The 19,268-nt window shown below is 63.7% G+C and carries 16 protein-coding genes; 6 read left to right on the top strand and 10 right to left on the bottom strand.

The window, feature by feature from the left end; all coding sequences use genetic code 11:
* Positions 1-59 precede the first annotated feature (59 nt).
* On the top strand, positions 60-1,532 hold the full coding sequence (locus tag J2T60_RS13080; protein ID WP_253451232.1) for a TolC family outer membrane protein: 1,473 nt from the start codon (positions 60-62) through the stop codon (positions 1,530-1,532).
* A gap of 4 nt (positions 1,533-1,536) precedes the next feature.
* Here J2T60_RS13080 and waaA read toward each other — a convergent pair whose 3' ends face one another.
* Together waaA and hldE are read right to left on the bottom strand one after the other, a co-directional pair.
* Positions 1,537-2,811 carry a lipid IV(A) 3-deoxy-D-manno-octulosonic acid transferase gene (waaA, locus tag J2T60_RS13075; protein ID WP_253451229.1) on the bottom strand — a complete coding sequence of 425 codons (1,275 nt, stop codon included), beginning with the start codon at positions 2,809-2,811 and terminating at the stop codon, positions 1,537-1,539.
* A gap of 32 nt (positions 2,812-2,843) precedes the next feature.
* Positions 2,844-4,265, bottom strand: coding sequence for a bifunctional D-glycero-beta-D-manno-heptose-7-phosphate kinase/D-glycero-beta-D-manno-heptose 1-phosphate adenylyltransferase HldE (gene hldE / locus J2T60_RS13070; RefSeq protein WP_366518322.1), 1,422 nt, complete (start codon positions 4,263-4,265; stop codon positions 2,844-2,846).
* 160 nt (positions 4,266-4,425) lie between these two features.
* On the opposite strand from hldE, the gene J2T60_RS13065 reads away from it, so the two are divergent.
* Entirely contained in the window at positions 4,426-5,364 is a 939-nt protein-coding gene (locus J2T60_RS13065) for a lysophospholipid acyltransferase family protein (protein ID WP_253451226.1), read from the top strand.
* Between the two features lie 176 nt (positions 5,365-5,540).
* The gene (gene lpxL / locus J2T60_RS13060; protein ID WP_253451223.1) at positions 5,541-6,461 is read left to right on the top strand and encodes an LpxL/LpxP family Kdo(2)-lipid IV(A) lauroyl/palmitoleoyl acyltransferase; all 921 of its coding nucleotides are present in this window, start codon (positions 5,541-5,543) and stop codon (positions 6,459-6,461) included.
* Positions 6,462-6,470: 9 nt separating this feature from the next.
* Here the strand turns inward: lpxL and yihG are convergent, their stop codons facing one another.
* Both yihG and J2T60_RS13050 read right to left on the bottom strand, forming a co-directional pair.
* Positions 6,471-7,346: a 1-acylglycerol-3-phosphate O-acyltransferase, YihG family gene (gene yihG / locus J2T60_RS13055; protein ID WP_253451220.1), complete on the bottom strand. Its 876-nt coding sequence runs from the start codon at positions 7,344-7,346 to the stop codon at positions 6,471-6,473.
* Positions 7,343-8,071: a 3-deoxy-D-manno-octulosonic acid kinase gene (locus J2T60_RS13050; protein WP_253451216.1), complete on the bottom strand. Its 729-nt coding sequence runs from the start codon at positions 8,069-8,071 to the stop codon at positions 7,343-7,345. Before J2T60_RS13050 ends, yihG begins: the two co-directional genes overlap by 4 nt.
* Between J2T60_RS13050 and J2T60_RS13045 the strand changes: the two genes are divergently transcribed.
* Together J2T60_RS13045 and J2T60_RS13040 are read left to right on the top strand one after the other, a co-directional pair.
* Positions 8,070-9,152, top strand: coding sequence for a glycosyltransferase family 9 protein (locus J2T60_RS13045; protein WP_253451213.1), 1,083 nt, complete (start codon positions 8,070-8,072; stop codon positions 9,150-9,152). The two genes, J2T60_RS13050 and J2T60_RS13045, sit on opposite strands and share 2 nt — an antisense overlap.
* A gap of 119 nt (positions 9,153-9,271) precedes the next feature.
* Positions 9,272-9,868, top strand: coding sequence for a carboxymuconolactone decarboxylase family protein (locus tag J2T60_RS13040; RefSeq protein WP_253451210.1), 597 nt, complete (start codon positions 9,272-9,274; stop codon positions 9,866-9,868).
* A gap of 14 nt (positions 9,869-9,882) precedes the next feature.
* Here the strand turns inward: J2T60_RS13040 and J2T60_RS13035 are convergent, their stop codons facing one another.
* The 5 genes from J2T60_RS13035 to glnE all read right to left on the bottom strand — a co-directional run bounded on the left by J2T60_RS13035 (position 9,883) and on the right by glnE (position 15,077).
* Positions 9,883-10,308 carry a GFA family protein gene (locus J2T60_RS13035; protein ID WP_253451206.1) on the bottom strand — a complete coding sequence of 142 codons (426 nt, stop codon included), beginning with the start codon at positions 10,306-10,308 and terminating at the stop codon, positions 9,883-9,885.
* Positions 10,309-10,378: 70 nt separating this feature from the next.
* On the bottom strand, positions 10,379-10,837 hold the full coding sequence (locus tag J2T60_RS13030) for a VOC family protein (RefSeq protein WP_253451204.1): 459 nt from the start codon (positions 10,835-10,837) through the stop codon (positions 10,379-10,381).
* A 104-nt stretch (positions 10,838-10,941) separates the two neighbouring features.
* Positions 10,942-12,018: a glycosyltransferase family protein gene (locus J2T60_RS13025; protein ID WP_253451201.1), complete on the bottom strand. Its 1,077-nt coding sequence runs from the start codon at positions 12,016-12,018 to the stop codon at positions 10,942-10,944.
* A 7-nt stretch (positions 12,019-12,025) separates the two neighbouring features.
* A complete protein-coding gene (locus J2T60_RS13020; RefSeq protein WP_253451301.1) occupies positions 12,026-12,184 on the bottom strand; it encodes a zinc-finger domain-containing protein in 159 nt (52 codons plus the stop codon).
* A 115-nt stretch (positions 12,185-12,299) separates the two neighbouring features.
* Positions 12,300-15,077 carry a bifunctional [glutamate--ammonia ligase]-adenylyl-L-tyrosine phosphorylase/[glutamate--ammonia-ligase] adenylyltransferase gene (gene glnE / locus J2T60_RS13015; protein ID WP_253451198.1) on the bottom strand — a complete coding sequence of 926 codons (2,778 nt, stop codon included), beginning with the start codon at positions 15,075-15,077 and terminating at the stop codon, positions 12,300-12,302.
* A gap of 130 nt (positions 15,078-15,207) precedes the next feature.
* Between glnE and rlmKL the strand changes: the two genes are divergently transcribed.
* Positions 15,208-17,283, top strand: a complete 2,076-nt coding sequence (rlmKL, locus tag J2T60_RS13010; RefSeq protein ID WP_253451194.1) for a bifunctional 23S rRNA (guanine(2069)-N(7))-methyltransferase RlmK/23S rRNA (guanine(2445)-N(2))-methyltransferase RlmL — start codon at positions 15,208-15,210, stop codon at positions 17,281-17,283.
* A 42-nt stretch (positions 17,284-17,325) separates the two neighbouring features.
* Here the strand turns inward: rlmKL and J2T60_RS13005 are convergent, their stop codons facing one another.
* Entirely contained in the window at positions 17,326-19,161 is a 1,836-nt protein-coding gene (locus J2T60_RS13005; RefSeq protein WP_253451191.1) for a sensor domain-containing diguanylate cyclase, read from the bottom strand.
* Between the last annotated feature and the right edge of the window lie 107 nt (positions 19,162-19,268).

Below are 19,268 nucleotides of genomic sequence, written 5' to 3'. Positions count from 1 at the left end.
TTCTCCCAATCAACTGATATAGTTGGGTACAACACCATATCGCAAAAGGAGTCGTGACCATGTCACCGCGATTTTTCTCACTGGGTCTCGCCCTGGGGACCGCCCTGGCCCTGGGCAGCGCCCCCGCCCTGGCCCAGGCCGACAATGACACCATGACCCTGATCGATGTTTATCAGCTGGCCGTGGACAATGACCCGGCCATCAAGGAAGCCCGGGCCAACCGGGACGCCGCCCAGCAAGCCTGGCCGCTGGAACGAGCCAATGTCCTGCCCCAGCTGTCCCTGAGCGCGGAATACAGTACCGGCCGCCAGGAAGCCCAGCGCCAGACCGTGGGCGAAGTGCAACTGCCCGACCCCGTTATTACCCATTCGGATACCACCACCCTGAACCTGACGCTGAACCAGACCCTGTTCGACTGGGGCCGCTTTCAGGCCCTGGGGCGGGCCCGTTCCGAAGTGGCCGCGGCCGAGGCCGAGTATGAAACCGCCATGCAGGACCTGGTGATCCGAAGCGCCGAAGCCTATTTCGACCTGCTCGCGGCCCTGGATGAGCAGGCCTCTGCACAAGCCAACGAACAGGCGATTGAGCGCCAGAAGGAACGGGCCGAACGCCGTTTCGAAGTGGGCTTGGTGGCCATTACCGATGTGCAGGAAGCCCGAGCAGCTTATGACAATGCCGTGGCCAACCGCATCGACGCCGAACGAACCGTCAATCTGCGCCGGGAAAGCCTGCGGGAGATCATTGGCATCTATCCCGGGCAATTGGCAGCCCCCGTGGAGGACATGACCCTCAGCCGGCCGGACCCGGCCGACCCGGAGGCCTGGAGCATCCAGGCCCAATCCAACAATCTGGAGGTAATCGCCGCCCGTTTCGATCTCCAGGCGGCCGAATCCCGACTGTCCGAAGCCCGTGCCGAACATTATCCGACCCTCAACTTCTCGGCCAGTTACAACGATTTCGAGCAGGACGAGGATGCCTATGTCGCCGGGGCGCCGGATATGCGGGAGACCGGCCGCAGCGTCTCCGACAGCTACAGCTTTGGGCTTTCTCTGGAAGTGCCGATATTCCAGGGCGGTCGGGTGGTGGCCCAGACCAGCCAGGCCCGCTCCCGCATGCTGGCCGAGACCAGCCGCGTGGAACGCCTGCGCCGCCAGGCCGAGCGCCAGGCCCGGGATGCCTATCTGGGTCTGTTGTCGGAACGCTCGCGGGTCCAGGCCCTGGCCCAGGCTGTGGAGTCCAATCAGACGGCCCTGACCTCCACTCAGGCGGGTTTTGAAGTCGGCACCCGGACCACGGTGGATGTGCTGGATGCCCGCCAGGCCCTGTTCCAGGCCCAGACCAGCTATGCCCGCTCCAAGTATGATTTTCTGCTCAACAAGCTGCGCCTGAAGGCCGCCGTGGGCGACCTGGGCATGGTCGACATTGAAGAGATCAATGTCCTACTGGGCGCACGGCCTGGGGAATTCGTGGAAGATGTTGAGGTGGACCCGGACGAACTGGACACCGAAGGGGCGGTGCCACCGGAGAGTTAAGCCCCTACCATTCCTCGCCCATCAAGCGGGCGAGCCGGGTAACCAGGCGGTCCACGGCGCCGCGGTTGGCTTCAATCACCCGCCAGCCCGCGGCCGCCTGGTCCGCCCGGAGCCCGCCATCCGCCAGCAATTCCGTCACCCGGTCTCCCAGGGCCTGGGCATCCATGACGCGGCGCACCGCGCCGGCAGCAATCAGCATGTCCGCCACATCCACGGCATTGTCGTAGTACGGTCCGGTCAACACCGGAATCCCCAGCGCCACCGGCTCCAGCAGATTATGTCCGCCCACCGGTACCAGACTGCCCCCCACAAAGGCCACATCGGCGGTGGCGTAGAAGGTCATTAACTCGCCCAGGGTATCCAGAATAAAGACCTGGGCCCCGTCCGCCGAACCACCCTCGCTGCGGTTCACCGACCGCAAGGCCCGGGCCTTGACCAGTTGACGGAGTTGCCCGCCCCGCTCCGGATGGCGCGGCGCCAAGACCAGCAGGGTATCCGGATGGTCCTGGCGAACCCGCTCAAAGGCATCCAGCACCTTTTCCTCTTCCCCCTGACGGGTGCTGCCGGCAATCCATACCGGCCGGTCCCCGAACAGGCTGCGCCGCAAGCCAATGCCCTGCTCCACCACGGAGCTGGCCGCCTGCAGATCGAACTTCACATTGCCCAGGGTCTCTACCCGATCCAGGGGGGCACCCAGGGAACGGAATCGCTCGGCATCCACCTCGGTCTGGGCGGCAATCAGATCCACCTGGGACAGGGTCTCGGCGATCAAGCCGCCGATCCGGCGATAGCGGGCCGTGGCCTTGTCACTCAAACGGGCACTGCCCAGCATCAGGGGAATGCCCCGGGCGTGGACGGCGCGAAAGAGATTGGGCCAAAGCTCGGTCTCGGTCACCAGCAAGGCGGCCGGTTGAATGCGGTCCAAAAAACGATTCACCGGCCCGGGCAGGTCATAGGGCAGCATCAGGCGGCGCACCCGGTCACCGGCCGCCTCTTCCAGACGCCGGGCCCCGGCGGCGGTAAAGGTGGTCACCACCAGACCCCGATCCGGCAGGGCATTGTCCAAAGCCCGCAGCAGCGGCAAGGCCGCCTGAACCTCGCCCACGCTGGCCGCATGCACCCAGATGGGGCCGGCACTGTTCTCCTCGGCGGAGACATACCCCAGACGCTGGCCCCAGGCATCGCTACGTCCGGCCTGGCGGCGGGCCCGCCATTCCATCCAGGGCAGGGCCACCGGCATCAGGGCAGCCAGGATCGCGTTATACAGACCTCGGTTCATTCACTTGTCTCTGTAATGCTTTCGGTAATCGCTCAGGCGGGGTTGCGGCGAATGCGATTCAGCAGGCCGGTGGTGGACTGGCCTTCTACGAAATCCAGGATTTTCACTTGACCGCCGTTGGCCACCACGCAGTCATGGCCGGCAATCTCCTCGGGCTGATAGTCCCCTCCCTTGACCAGCAAATCCGGCAACAGTTCGCAGATAAGGTCCCGGGGCGTGTCCTCGGAGAATGGCACCACCCAGTCCACCGCCTCCAGACCGGCCAAGACACTCATGCGATCCTGCACCGGATTCACGGGCCGTTCGGCCCCCTTGAGCCGACGCACCGAATCATCATCATTCACCGCCACGATCAATCGATCGCCCAGGGCCCGGGCGGCCCGCAGATAACTTACATGGCCGGCGTGGAGGATATCGAAGCAGCCATTGGTCATCACCACCCGCTCACCGCGCTCCCGGGCATGGCGAACGGCATGGCCCAAGGTCACCCGATCCATCACCGCCGCTTCCGGCGCCCCGGCATCGTGCATGGCCAGGCGCAGCTCCGAGGGGCTCACCGTGGCCGCCCCCAACTTGCCCACCACCAGACCGGCGGCGATATTGGCCAGGCGGGCCGCATCGTCCAGGCTTTCACCGGCTGCCAGCATGGCCGCCAGCACGGCAATCACGGTATCCCCGGCCCCGGTCACGTCAAAGACTTCCCGCGCCCGGGCCGGTAGATGCAGGGGCGGCTGGCCCGGACGGATCAGGCTCATGCCCTTCTCGCTACGGGTGACCAGCAGCCCGTCCAGCTCAAGCTCCCGGGCCAGGGCCTCCGCCCGAGCAACCAACGTGTCATCGTCTGGACAGGGGCCCACCACCGCCTCGAATTCCCCCAGATTGGGGGTCAGCAGCGTGGCACCGCGATAGGGAGTGAAATCCTGGCCCTTGGGGTCCACCAGCACCGGCAGGCCGGCCTCGCGGGCGGCCCGGATCAGGCGAGGGCAATCCCCTAGCGCCCCCTTGGCGTAGTCGGAGAGCACCACCACTCCGGTCTCGGGCAGGGCGGTGGAAAAGCTCTCGAACAGGCCGGCCGGGGCCGTGCCCGGGGGGCTTTGTTCAAAATCCAGTCGGATCAACTGCTGATGCCGGCTGATCACCCGCAGCTTGGTGATGGTCGGTCGCTGCCAGTCCACCAGGCGATGGGCAATCCCGGCCTCATCCAGGGCCTCGCGCAACAATCTTGCCGCTTCATCCTCGCCCACACAGCCCATCAAACGGGCCGATACCGACAGGGCGGCCAGATTCAGGGCCACATTGCCGGCACCACCCGGCCGAGTCTGTTCATCCTCGACCCGTACCACCGGCACCGGCGCTTCCGGGGAAATACGCCCAGTGGGCCCCTGCCAGTAGCGGTCCAGCATTACATCCCCCAGGACCATTACCCGGGCGGTGGAAAAATCCGGAAGTTGCACGAAAAAGTCCCCTGCTTACAGCCAGTTGTCGTTGGTGCGAATAATATCACGGGCTTCCATCCCCAGTCCCGATTCCCCGTACCTTATCCTTGGCCGTCATGGGGCTGGATACTAGCCGAATGAGGGTCGCGCCCCTGAGCCGAGGCTTTATAATAAGCCCATGGCCAATAACAATAGCGATACCCCGCCCCTTCCTCTCGCACCCCGACACTGGCCCGCCTGGCTGGGCCTGGGTCTGTTGCGACTCATGCTAATGCTGCCCTTTCCGGTCCTGGTCTTCATCGGCCAGGGGATCGGCCGGGGCCTTTACTACCTGGCCTGGCGCTGGCGCTTGTTTACCTATGCCAATCTGCGGCGCTGCTTCCCGGAGAAAAGCCGGGCCGAACACAAGCGCCTGGCCCAGGCCCATTTCCGGGCCGTGGGGGTGGGGATCTTCGAACTGGGCCTGGGCTGGTGGGCCAGCTCCCGCCGCCTGCACCGCCTGGTTCAGGTGGAAGGGCTGGAGCATCTGGAAAAGGCCAAGGCCGAAGGCAAGGGCGTCTTGATCATGAGTGCGCATTTTACCGCCTTTGAGATCGGCGGCCGGCTGCTGGGCCTGTTTACCCCCTTCCATCTCATGTACCGCCCCAACCGCAATCCGGTGCTGGAATACATTGTGCAAAAGGCCCGGCGCCGCCACTTCGAAGGGGTGATCCCCAGCGATAATGTGCGCCAGCTGATGCGCAGCCTGCGGCAGGGAAACTGTGTCTGGTACGCCCCGGACCTGGGTTATATGAAGCGCAACCACGCCTGGGTGCCCTTCTTCAATCAGCCCGCCCCCACCAATACCGCCACCGCGCGGATCGCCCGGGCCACCGGCGCCCCCGTGGTACCCTTTTACCCGGAACGATTGCCCGGTGCACGGGGCTATCGCCTGCATCTGCATCCGGCCCTGGAGGACTTCCCCAGCGACGATCCGGCCGCCGACACCGTTCGCACCAACGCCGTGCTGGAAGAACAGATTCGCAAAATGCCGGAGCAGTATTTCTGGTCTTTCGACCGCTTCAAGACCAAGCTCCACAAACGCTGGCGCAAGGCCCGTTATTTAAAGGGGCGGTAACGAGGGGAATCAGCATGAACAGTGGGAGCGGCATTCCTGCCGCGACAATGGCCAGCCGGCAACCTCATCGCGGCAGGAATGCCGCTCCCACATCAATCGCCGATAACCTCTGTAATGCTATCGTTTAACTTTAAAAACCGCCTTATAACCCAATCAGTGAAATGAGCAACTCAAGCATGAAAGCCCCATTACACCCGAAATACTGGATTGGCTGGCTGGGCTTTGGCCTGCTGCGCCTGGCCATCCTGCTGCCCTACCCCCTCCAGCTCCGGGTCGGCCGGGGCTTGGGGGTGATCATGCAGAAACTCGCCGGGCGGCGTCAGCGGGTGGCGGAATACAACCTGCGGGTCTGTTACCCGGACTGGTCCGAAGACAAGCGCCAACATCTGATTCGGGAACACTTCAAGGCACTGGGGATTGCCCTGTTTGAGATCGGCATGTGCTGGTGGGCCTCGGACCGCCGCTTAAAACGCCTGGTACGGATCGAAGGCCTGGAGCATCTGGATGCGGCTCTCGAGAAGGGCAAGGGTGCGATCCTGCTCTCCGCCCACTTCACCACCCTGGAGATCGGTGGCCGGTTGTTGTCTCTCTACCGCCCCTTTCATCTCATGTACCGGCCCAACCGCAACGCCCTGCTGGAAACCATCAGCAAGAACCGCCGGGAAGCCCATTTTGAAAAGGCCATCCCCCGGGATTCCGTCCGGGAACTGCTCAAAAGCCTCAAGAACAACATGACGGTCTGGTACGCCCCGGACCAGGGCTACCAGGGCAGCAACTCGGTCACCGTGCCCTTCTTCGGCGTGCCCGCCCCCACCAACCCGGCCACCCATCGACTGGCGAGAATCAGCGGCGCCACCGTCATGCCCTTCTGGGTGGAACGCCTGCCCGGCAAACAGGGCTATCAGCTACGCATCGACCCACCCATCGAAGGCATGGCCGAAATGAGCCCGGAAGAAGACGGCGCCACGGTGAACAAACTCATCGAGGCCGAAGCCCGAAAGATCCCCGAGCAATACCTCTGGACCCACAACCGCTTCAAAACCACCGAACACCGCAAGCACGAGAAGCGGCGGAAAAAACAGGGGGACTCACGCTAAGGCGTGAGACTAACCCTTCATTGCCTCCAGCCGTTGATCTTTCTCTTCCCATAGCTGATTGACCCAGGTCTGGAAGCGTTGACGGAATTCGGGGTCGTTTTGGTAGTCGCCGTGGAGCAGATCCTTGGGAAGGGGGCGTTTTTGCACATCCACCTGGATACGTGAGACGCCGTTGCACAGGAACTGCCAGAAACCGGGGACACCATCGGGATAGTGGATGGTGACATCCAGCAGGGCATCCAGCTGGTCGCCCATGGAGGAGAGGACGAAGGAGATGCCACCCGCCTTGGGCCGCAGCAAATGCTTGTAGGGTGAGCCCTGTTTCGCCTGCTTGGTCGGGGTGCAGCGGGTGCCTTCCGGGTAGTTGATAATGGTGGCTGGGATGCCACGCATTTTCGCACAGGCTTTCTGGGTGATTTTTAAGTCCTCGCCCTGCTTTTCCGGATGTTTTTCCAGATAGGCTTTTGAATGGCGTTGCATGAAGGGGTATTCCAGGGCCCAGAAAGCGATACCCAGAAAGGGCAGCCACATGAGCTGCTTTTTGAGAAAGAAACGATAGAAGGGAACCCGCCCGTCAAAGACCGCCATGAGCACCGGTATGTCCACCCAGGACTGGTGGTTGCAGATCACGAGATAGGAATGATCACGGTCCACCGGTGGCAGCGGGTTGATCTCATAGCGGGTCTGGTGAGCGAAGCGGAAGACCCCGGTTACCAGCCAGGCCCAGAGCTCACCGATCCCCAGCACGATACGGGTACAACGCCGGCGAAAGACTCGGATGGGGATCAGCAGCTTCAAGATGGCCACCAGCATCATAGGGATGATGAGCGTGATGGTGACGGGCAGAATAATTAGCTGGGTAAACAGTCCGCGAAACTGGTTCATGCTGAGTTGGTCACCTCGTATGCCTGTTCCAGGACAAGCCAGGCTTGCCCCCATCGGGGTTCATCGGCCCAACGCGGGCCCAGGATTTTCTTGCAGGACCGTTGCAGGCGATCCAGATTATGTCGCTTCCATGCCCCGGGAGAACGCAGGGCGCCCCGGTCGAAATCGATCAGATACACGGCCTGATCGGACACCAGAATATTGCGGGCATTGAGATCGGCATGGAAGACACCGGCTTGATGAAAACGACGAATGACCGACCCCACCCGCCGAAAGGCATCCATATCCGCCTGGTCGCTCTCCAGCAAACTGCCCAGGGGGGTGCCGGGAACCTGCTCGATGAGCAAATCGGCCCGGTAGCTCAATCCCTGGCGGCTCAAGCGCGCCGCCACCGGCCGAGGCACCGGCAGGCCGGCGGAACAAAGCCGGGCCAGCAGCCGCAATTCGCGGAAGGGGCGGCTGCGTTCCAGGCCGGTGAACAGATAACGGTCATCCACCCAGCGGCCGATCCAGCCGCCGCGGCGAAAGTGGCGCAGGACCCAGTCGCCATCGAAGCCCTTGAGGAAATAGGCGCTGCCCCGCCCCTGGGCCTCCCCCGCCAGGCGATCCTGGGCCCGCCACCAAGCGGGGTCGAAGTGATTCGGTGCTGGCTGGTCCAGGCTGCTGGCATCGTATAGGATGTGATCGCCTTCCACCCGGCTTTGAGACAGTACTATTTCACGCATGGCAAACCATTCCCCCAATGCTTCCGACCCTGATGCCGCTGTGCTTGAGCGCATTGCCCTGCTGCGACTGTCAGCCATCGGTGATGTCTGCCACACCGTCCCGGTCTTGCGGGCCCTGCAGGATCAATTCCCCGACAGCCGCATCACCTGGGTGATCGGCCGCCTGGAAGCAAGCCTGGTGGGTGACATTGAAGGCGTCGAGTTTATCAGTTTCGACAAAAGGGCTGGATGGGCCGGCTACCGGGCCTTGCGCTCGGCCATTGGCAAGACCTCCTTTGATGCCCTCTTGCACATGCAGATTGCCCTGCGCGCCAGTGTGGCCAGCCGCCTGATCCCGGCCCGGCGACGGATCGGTTTTGACCGGGCCCGGGCCCGGGATTACCAGTGGCTGTTCACCAATGAAGCCATCCCCGCCACACCCCGCCAGCATGTCATGGAAGGGCTATTGTCCTTCGCCGCCCATCTGGGCGCGGACATCCGCCAGCCGCGCTGGGATATCCCCGTCCCCGCCGCGGATGAGGCTTTCGCCCGGCAGCATATTCCCGATGATCGCCCGGCCCTGCTGATCAGCCCCTGCGCCAGCCAAAGGGCGCACAACTTCCGGGACTGGCGGGCGGAACGCTATGCGGCGGTGATCGATCACGCCGCCCGAATCCATGGCCTGCAGACGATACTCACCGGCGGACCCACGGCGCGGGAAAAGGCCATGGCCGAGGCCATCATGGGCCATTGCCAACACAAGCCGGTGAATCGGGTGGGCCAGACCTCCCTGAAACAACTCTTTGCCCTGATTCGACGGTCCCGGGCCGTACTCTGCCCCGACTCCGGCCCGGCTCATATGGGCACCGCCGCCGGCACCCCGGTAATCGGGCTCTACGCCAGCTCCAACCCGGACCGCACCGGCCCCTATTACTCGCGCCAATGGTGTGTGAACCATTACCCCCGGGCCCTGAAGGAAGAGACCGGCAAGACTGTGGACGAGGTCCGTTGGGGCACCCGGGTACGGAATCCGCAGGTGATGGAACGCATCACTGTGGACGAGGTGACCGAGAAGCTGGATGGTTTGATGCAATCATCGTAGGAGCGAATTCATTCGCGATTGGCCGTGAGCACCACCGTGGCATTGGAAAGCTAATCGCGGATAAATCCGCTCCTACGGCATGAGATCTGGATAGTGAACCCGAGACAGGAGCCGACAACATGGCCCATATGAAACCCTTGTCGAAAGACACCACGCCGGAACTGGCGGAGGACTTCGCCATTTTCGAGGACATCCTGGGGTTTGTGCCCAACAGCCTGCTGACCATGCAGCGCCGGCCGAAGATGGTGAAGGGCTTCGGGGAGCTGACCAAGGCGGTGATGGACCCCGAGGGCAGCGTGGATGCAGGCTTTAAGCGCCTGATTGCCCACTTCGCCAGCCGGGCGGCGGGCTGTCAGTATTGCGAGGCCCATTCCCTGGTTGCCGCCCAGATCAAGGGGGTGCCCTCGGAGAAAGTAGAAGCTGTCTGGGCGTACCAGACCAGCCCCCATTTCAGTGAAGCCGAGCGGGTGGCCCTGGACTTTGCCCTGGCGGCGGGCTCGGTACCCAATGCCGTGGACGCCGAGCTCTTTGCCCGCCTGCGGGAACACTGGGACGAGGGCCAGATCGTGGAGATCCTGGGCGCGGTTAGTCTTTACGGCTTTCTCAACCGCTGGAATGATTCCATGGCCACCGACCTGGAAGACAGCCCCAAGGACTTGGGCAACCGGGTGCTGTCCCCCGGCGGCTGGACCGGGGGCAAGCACGTCAAAAAGTAGGCCCCCTCAGCCCTTCAATCGCCGGCGAAGAGTTCGAAGACCTGCTGCTCGGTGAGATTTCTCGTGTCCTGGGAAAAATCATAGAAGGCCGGCTTGCGATCGATGAAGATCTGATCGGTGAACCGCCACTGGATATCATCCCCCAGCAAGCCCACCGGAAGGGCGTAATGCCCGCCTTCCTTCAAGCGATAGAAGAGATGGGTGCCGCAAGCACGGCAAAAACCCCGCTCCGCCCATTCCGAGGAGCTGAACAGGGCAACATGGTCCTCGCCCTCGAAAGCCACATCCTCTTCGCATTCAACCGCAAACATGGGTCCACCGCCGCCCCACTGACGACACATGGCGCAATGACAGGCACCAATATCACGGCTTTTGATGGTGGCCGAGACACGCACCGCACCACACAGGCAAGCCCCCTTGCAGGTTTCCTTCGTGCTCATGCTTCCCTCCTTATGACATTGCAAGCACGGCATCAGTATAGAATAAAGCCGACCTCTCCGGCACCGATGCTTAAGTGGGCATGACACGGCTGCCCGTGTAGTTTAGCTGCCAATGCACGCCAAAGGGGTCCACACAGGCACCGAACTGTTCCGCCCAGAAGGTTTCGCTCAAGGGCATCACAACCCGGCCACCTTCAGACAACTTGCCAAAAAGCACCTCGGCCTCCTCGGCGCTATCGGTCTCCAGGGTGATCTGGAAATTGTTACCGCTGACCAGCTGACCCGGCATGTTTGAAACCATATCGGTTCCCATCAGGGTGGTGTGTTCGGTAATTGGAAGTGATACATGACCCACCAGGTCCAGCTCTTCTTCCTTCATGGCCGGCCAGTCTTCCATGCCTTCCATCGGGGGGAAATCCCGAAAACGCATGATGCCGCCCATGAACTCGCCCCCGAAAATGCTGCGGTAGAAATTGAAGGCCGCCTCGGTGGTGCCCGGGAAATTGAGATAGATATTCACCTCTTTCACGCTGATTCCTCCTGCCCGTCAAGAACAATAGCGGCATACGTCCCACTGGAAACGCATCCCTCCCATTGACTGGTCGAAGGAGGCAGCCGGAAATCGACAAGGCTTTAGGCGTGTTTTTCGATTAGGGCCTGGAGGGTCTTGGCGACGTCGACAACGTCATTGCGGATGCCGACGGCGTGAACCGCTTGCTGCTGTTGGCGCTGGCGATCCGGGTCTTGAGCCAGGGCCACGGCGGCATCGGTGATGGACTGTTCATCCATGCTGGCGGCGGTGGCCAGGCCGCGGCGGGAGAAATCGGCGATCCGAGGCGGCTGATCGTCGCCGCCGGCCGGGACTATCACCGCCGGCACTTCCAGGGACAGGGTCTGGGCGGTCATCATGCTGCCGGCCCCGATCACCGCCAGGCGCGCCCCGTGCAGCAGCTGGGTCAGGTCCTCGGTGGGCAGGCTGTCGATCACCCGCACCGTCTCATGCTCATGGCTGTCGCCCCGGTACTGGGGGCCCATGACCATCACGCAGGCTAGTCCGGTCTGTTCATGGATGCGGGAGGCTGCGTCCAGCATGATCTCGGGCACCGGGCGCCCCTGGTGGGTATAACCGCCCCCCCCCGGCGCCAGGATCACATAATCGGATTCGGGCAGATCATGGGCCTGGCACAGGGCCCGTCGGCGGTCCGCATCCGGGGCCGGGGCAATGCCGCTGAAAAACCGGGTGCGCAGGCGGGGAAAGAAGCGAAGCTTGAAACGTTCCAGGAGACCCAGACGGGGATTGGCCTGGCCTGAGGCCGCCATCAGATGCAGATCCAGCAAGGCCATCATCCGCCAGCGAAAGCCCTTCCAGCGCTTGTTGGGGCGATCACTCAGCCAGGCCAGTTTGGCGCCCACCCGACGGGCGGCGCGGAACTGGGTCATGCGACCGGCGGAATCAAACAGAACCAGCGACGGGCGAATCCGGCGCAAGGCTTCCACCACCTCCCCCACCGACTTTGTGGGGCTGTCCGGAATGGGGTGGTAATGGAAGCGTTCGTCCCGTTCCAGACTCACCTCCTGGTGAATCAGGAAATGGATGTCCAGCTCGGGACAACGGGCCTGGAGTGCGCGGGCGATGGCCAGGCAGCGGTAGTACTCACCGGAACCGCCCGGGCCACTGACGGGGGCAAACAGGGCAGCGGGCGCGGCCATGACCGGATCAGCGATCGGTCAGAACGTATAGCGCGCCACAATAAGGACAGCGGGCCTCACCCTGCTCGGCCACCGGGATGTAGACCCGGGGGTGGGAATTCCAGAGACTCATGCTGGGCTGGGGGCAATGCACGGGAAAATCCTCCCGGCTCACTTCATAGCGCATTTGATCGTTGGGCGTCGCCTGATTACGGGCAACCGCCTCGGCCTTGTTATCTGCCACAGCAACCTCCAAAAGATTGAACCCGGCCCGATCGCGGGCCGCCCGGAAAGCCTGGCAATTATACCAGAGTCTGATCCCAGATCCGGGCCACCTCGCTACGTACCTCGGCCAGGGATTCGGCCTGTCGGATGGCCCGATCCCCCGCCAGGGTCCGGGCATGGATGGCCGCTCTCAGCTGCTCGGCGGCCTCGGCCAGGGTCTCGGCCTGGGCCCGCTCAATACAGCCGGCCTCGGCCAGGGCCTCCAACAGGCCGATGGTGCTGGTGCGGGCGAGAATCTCGGGGTGGTCCGCAGCATGGCGCAGGGCCCAGTACTGGGCCAGGAACTCGATATCCACCAGGCCGCCGGCATCCCGCTTGGGATCATCCTCGCCGCTGGCATGGCTTTCCAGCATGCGGGATCGCATGGCCACAATATCGTCCCGCAACCCGGCCTCGTCCCGGGGCCGGGCCAGTATCTCCCGGCGGGCCTGCTCGAAACGATCCCGCAGCCCGGCCTCCCCGGCCACCGCCCGGGCCCGCAGCAAGGCCTGGTGCTCCCAGGTCCAGGCCTTCTCGCTCTGGTACTGGACAAAGGCCGCCAGTCCACTCACCAGCAAGCCGGATGCACCGCTGGGCCGCAGGCGGGTATCCACTTCATACAGCACCCCCGCCGGGGTGGGGGTGGCCAGCTGGTGGATAATCCGCTGGGCCAGGCGGGCGAAGAACTGGCCGTTATCCAGGCAACGCTCGCCATCGGTCTGCTGTTCCTCGCCGGCACTGTCATGCAGAAAGACCAGGTCCAGATCGGAACCATAGGCCAGTTCATGGCTGCCCAGCTTGCCGTAGGCCACGGTGATGAAACCCGGCTCCCGGGGCTCGGGATCCTGGCAGCGGGGATGGCCATGGCGGCGGATCAGATCGGCCCGGGCAATGGACTGGACCCGGTCGAGAATCAGCTCGGCCAGCAAGGTCAAACGATCACTGGCCTGGCGGGCGCTCAGGGTACCGTTGATATCGGCGGCCACAATCCGAAGCACCACCGCCTGATGAAACTCCCGCAGCCCATCCATGAGCCGTTCCAGGTCCTCGCCGGCCGGGCGTAGCAGGGCATCCAGCTCCTGGGCATAGTCCTCCGGGGCCGGGGCCTGCTGAAAGATGCGCGGATCAATCAGCTCATCCAGCAACAGGGGGTGGCGGGCAATCCGATCCGCCACCCAGGGACTGGCCGAACACAAGCGGCCCAGGTGCTCCAGGGCCCGGGGGTTTTCCACCAGCAGGGCCAGGTAAGCGGTACGGGTGGCGATCGCCTCCACCACCTGCAACATCTGCTGCAGGGTGGCCACGGCGTTGTCCTTGCCGGCGGCCAGGTGCAGCACCGAGGGCAGCAGGCGATCCAGGCGTTGACGCCCGCGTTCGCCCATGCGACGCACCGGATGGGATTCACGCAGACTGGCCAGCAATTGGCGGGCCCGGGCCGGGTCCTCGAAACCGGTTCGCCGCAGTAGCTTGTCGGCGGGCGCCTCATCCAGGCGGTCCTGCCAGAGATCGGCGAAGGCATTGCCGCTTTGCTGCTCTTCCGGTAAGGCCGGGCCCACGAAGACATCGTCAAAGGCGGCCGCCACGGTCTGGCGAACCGCCGCCACCCTGTCCTCCAGTTCCGACCATTCCGCCATGTCCATGGCTTTCAACAGGCGGGCCTGGTCGTCCGAATCCCGGGGCAGATCATGGGTCTGGGCATCGTGCAGGCCCTGAATACGGTTCTCCAGGCGGCGCAGACATTCATAAGCCTGGCTCAGCTCGGCCACCGTGGTCTTCTCCAGATGACCCTGCTCACCGATGGCCGCCAGCACCGGCAGCAGACGACGGCTCTGAAGGGCCGGCTCACGACCGCCGCGAATCAACTGAAAGAGCTGGGCGATGAACTCGATCTCCCGGATCCCGCCTCGGCCCAGCTTGATGTTAGCTTCCAGGCCCTTGCGGCGGACCTCCCGGCGAATCCCTTGTTTCATGTCCCGCAGGGAGCCGAAGACCGAGTAATCCAGGTAGCGGCGATATACAAAGGGCCGCAAGGTCTTCATCAAGTCTTCGCCGGCTTCAATATCCCCCGCCACCGGGCGGGCCTTGATCAGGGCATAGCGCTCCCATTCCCGGCCATGGAGCTGGTAATAGGTTTCCACCCCGGTGAAATTCATCACCAGGGGCCCACTGGCCCCGAAGGGGCGCAGACGCATGTCCACGCGATAGACCTGGCCGTCGGCGGTGGTCTCATCCAAGAGCCGGATCATTTGCTGGCCCAGGCGGACAAAGAAAGGCTCATTGTCCAGGCAGCGCTCACCGTCGGTCTCCCCGGCCTCGGGGAAGACAAAGATAAGATCCACATCGGAGGAGAAATTCAGTTCCTGGCCGCCCAGCTTGCCCAGGGCCAGCACCACCAGGGACTGGACCTCGCCCTCGGCGTTGCGGGGGATGCCATGGCGGGCCTGGAGCTTGGCCTCGGCCCAGTCATGGGCCGCACTGATCAGGGTATCCGCCGTGGCACTCAAGGCCGCCAGGGTTTCGGCCAGCGAGGCCCAGCCCTGCAGGTCCCGCCAGAGACAGAGCACCATTTCCCGGTTGCGGGCCCGGCGCAGGGCCCGCATCAAGTCGGCCTCCTGTTCCATCTCGCGGAGCCCCGCCCAGCGTTCGGCAATGGCCTCGGGGCTTTGTACCGTCTCCAGCCGATCCGCTGTCAGCAGCCACTCGGCCAGGCCCTCATCGCGAGCAAAGGCATGTTCGATATAGGGGCTGACGGCCAGAACGTGTTCCAGGCCCTTGTCCGCCAAATCCGGGTAGTCCTCGCGCAGTTGCTGGGGCACCGATGCCTCCTCCGTGGTTACAAGGGGCCATGATGACCGATGGGTGGGGCAGCGGCCAGCCCCTGCCGGTGCGATCACGGGTTATCATGGCGCCCCCGATAAGCGATCAAGACCGAACCGGAGACCGATTGTGAGAATTACCGTGCTTTGCCCGCCCCATTGCGGCCCCTGGCTGGAAAAAGAGTTGCAAGCCCTGGGTCTTGAGATCGTGGAACGGGGCGGTCGTCGGCTGGTGGCCGAGACCGATCTGGGCGGGGTCTACCGGGCCTGTCTTTACAGCCGGGTGGCTGCCCGGGTGCTTGACCCCCTGGGTGAGGGTCCGGCGCATACGGACGAAGCCTTGACCAAAACCCTCGCCGGTGTGGACTGGGCATCACAGATCCCCGAAGACGCCTCCATTGCCATCGACTTCCACGGCACCGGCAGCTGGATCCGCCACAGCCGTTTCGGCCGCCAGCGGGTCAAGGACGGCATCGTGGACAGCCTGGCCGCCAATGGCCGCGCCCACCCGGAGCTGGATCCGGAGGCCCCGGATGTGCTGTTCCATGTCCACTTTGATGGCGAGCGCATCAGTCTGGCCCGGGACCTGGGCGGCGGGCCCCTGCACCGGCGCGGCTACCGGGGCCGTCAGATGACCGCCCCCATCAAGGAAAACCTGGCCGCCGCCCTGCTCATGGCCGCCGGTTGGCCGGAACAGGATCATCTGGTGGACCCCTTTTGCGGCAGCGGCACCCTGGTCATCGAAGCGGCCCTGATGAAGGCCGGCATCGCCCCGGGGGCCTATCGCAAGCGCTGGGGTTTTCACGGCTGGCCGAAACATGACATCGAGCTATGGCGCTCCATTCGCCAGCCGGCACGCAAGGCCTTGAGTGAGTTGGAGCCCCCCGAGGCCCGTCTGGTGGGCTATGACCGGGACGCCAACGCGGTGGATTCGGCCCGCCGCAATGCCCAGAGCGCCGGGCTGGACGGCTGGCTGATTTTTGCCCAGCGCGAGGCCGGTGAACTGCGCCCGCCGCCGGGCACTGAACGCGGCCTGGTGATCAGCAACCCCCCCTATGGGGAGCGCATGGAGGAGCGGGAAAGCCTGCCCGCCCTGTTCAGCGAACTGGGCGAGCGCCTGCGCGGGCCCATGCACGGCTGGGCAGTAAGCCTGCTGACCCCGGACATCGGCTTCTGCCGGCATACCGGTCTGGACCGACGCAAGGAGCAGCGTTTTCGCAACGGGACCATCGACTGCCGTCTGGTAAGCCTGTGGGCGCCACCGCCGCGGGAAGGCCGGGACCTGGAAAACCGCCTGGAGAAGAACCTCAAGCACCTAAAGCGCTGGCTCAAGCGGGCCGAGACCGATGCCTATCGGGTCTATGACGCCGACATTCCCGAATTCGCCCTGGCCGTGGACCGCTACGGTGATCATGCCGTGGTCCAGGAGTACGCCCCGCCCAAGGAAATCTCCGTGGCCAAGGCCGAACGCCGCCTAGCCGCCGGGCTGGCCGCCATCGCCCGGGCCCTGGGGTTGCCGGGTGAAAACGTTCACCTCAAGACCCGGCGCCCGCAAAAGGGCAGCCAGCAATACGGCCGCCTGGGAGACCGGGGCCTGACCCTGGCGGTGCACGAGGGCCCGGCCCGCCTGGAGGTCAATCTCACGGATTATCTGGATACCGGCCTGTTTCTGGATCACCGCCCCGTCCGCCAGTGGGTGCGGGAACGGGCGGCGGGCAAGGACATGCTCAATCTCTTCGCCTACACGGGAACCGCCACGGTCCAGGCGGCTTTAGGCGGGGCCAAGAGCACCACCAGCGTGGACCTGAGCCGGACCTATCTGGACTGGGCCCGGCGCAATCTGCACCTCAACGGTTTCGACCAGGGCGATCATCGCCTGATCAAGGCCGACTGCGTGCAATGGCTGGCCACTGAACGGGCGCAATGGGATCTGATCCTGCTGGACCCGCCCACCTTCTCCAACTCCAGCAACACCGACACCACCCTGGATATCCAGCGGGACCATCAGCAGCTGATTCAACTCAGCCTGGACCGCCTGCGTCCGGGAGGCCTGCTGATCTTCTCCTGCAATCTGAGAAATTTCAAAATGGCATTTGAAGCTGGTGAGGGGATATCAATAAAGGACATGAGCGGGCCCAGCATTCCCGAGGATTTTCGCCGCAATCAGCGGATTCACCAATGCTGGTTCATCGAGAAAACAGCATGAACCAGGGGCGTCGGCCGGGTGCTTCGCTATTCTAGGCCCACTTCAACCGTGCTTTTCCTGCTCGGGCACCGGGAGGGGCGCCAGGCGATACACCGCCCCCTCAAGCCGGGCCTCGTGAAGAACCTGGCGGGCCCGTCTGACCACCGCCTCGGGGCTATCCTGTTCCCCGAATTCGGCCAGGCCGAACACCCCCGAGAGGGAAAAGGGAATGTCTTCATAGACGAAATCGCCACCCGTCAATCGCTCGCTCAATAGCCGGGCTGCCTCCAGGGCATCATCAGAATCCACATCCGGCAGCAGAAGGGCAAACTCCACCCCTTCCAGGCGGGCCACGAAATCGCCCGGCTGGGTCGATGCCGCCAGCTTTTCGGCAAAATCGGCGATAGCCACATCCCCCGCCTCCGGCCCCAGGCGATCATTGATCAGACTGATATCGTCCAGGGCACAGATAATCAGCGACAAGGGACGGGACCGACGTTGCTGGCGGGCCCATTCATAGGCCACCCGCTCATTCCAGGCCCGACGGTTGGGTAAGCGAGTCAGGGGATCCAGCACCGAACGCCGGGAAGCCGTGCGCAGGCTGTCCCGAAGCTGATCGCTTTCCTTCTCCAGATCGGCCACCCGCTCACGCATTTCCCGCAATCGGCGCTCCATGGCCCGCTCTCGATCATCGTCCAGCTGCCGGCGCAGGCGAATCCCCTTGCCCAGGGAATCCACATGACGGGTGATCTGCTGCTGCAGTTGGCTCATATCCTGTCCATCCGACAGGGAATGGCGCAGCCGTGACAACTCGCTGTCCAGCTGCTGATCCAGGCCATGGGCCTTTTCCGCGGCCCGCCGACGCTCTTCATCTTCGGCATCAAAATGCCCATCCAGCTCCGCCAGGCGACTGAGGGTCTTTTCCAGGAAATGGTGCAGTCCCTTGCGCTCCTGTTCCAGCTGCGTGCGGAAATGCCGAATCACCCCGGTCAACTCGGCCAACCAGCCGGTGAGGCGTTTGGGATCGGAAAAGACTTCATCCGCCTGGCGAACCAGGGCATCGGCGGTATCCGCAAATTCATCGGGCAAGCGCAAGGCCAGCACCACCTGCGACAAGGGCTTGCCACCGGGCAAGGGGAATTCAGCGGCCCGTTTCCCGGGCTCGTTGCTGGCCGGACTGGATGGCTGGGGCCGGGTTTCTCGCTCCAACAGTTCGGCCACTTCCGCCGCTACCGGTATCAGGGCTCGCGAGCCCTCATGCTTCAAACGACGCTTGAGGTCGTCGAAGGCATGCTGCTGTTCCCGGGCCCTGTGCTGATGCAAGCGCTCAAGCAATAACTGCATGGCCTGATTGCCCTTGTCCTCCGGGCTGTCTCCCCCGCCACCAAACAGTTTCCCAAACAGACCGTTCTCATTCGACTTGCGCTCGGCACTGCTCAACTTCTGGGTAACCAGGTTCTCCACCGCCATGGAAAGGGCGGGCAGATCATGCTGCCCAGCACCCCGAACCCGGCTAAGCAGGCTAAAAACCCGGGCGTCGTCCGGTGCGGTCTGGCGCAGGAGCAGCAGGAGATTCGTCAGGAAACGGCGGTAGGCATCATCGCCCTGCACGGGCTGCTGGGAAATATCCTCTTCGGCCAGCAGGCGGACCCGAGCGCTGACACCATCCACCAGCTTCAGGACATCATCACTGGCGGATTCCAGGTGGATCGCTTCGCGCAGCTTTTCCAGTCGCCGGTCCAATTCCCGATCCCCACCCAGGCCAAGCACGGCCAGACGACTGATGGCGGCACGCAGACGGGCCTCCAGTTGCTCAGCCGCCCCAGCTTCTTCGGACATCTTCTGGAGTGCTGTCTCATAACGGGACTTCCAACTCCCTCCCGCTGTCTCTTCGGACATGCTGAAGCCTTTCTGCTCAGGAAAAATGACAACTTGCTAGTGGGCTCACTTTCCCTAACATAGCACGAAGCCGGGGCCAGATTGAGAAAATCAGCGTATACTTCTCA

The organism is Natronospira proteinivora (assembly GCF_024170465.1).
GTDB lineage: Bacteria > Pseudomonadota > Gammaproteobacteria > Natronospirales > Natronospiraceae > Natronospira > Natronospira proteinivora.
This window is presented reverse-complemented; position numbering and strand designations above follow the sequence as displayed.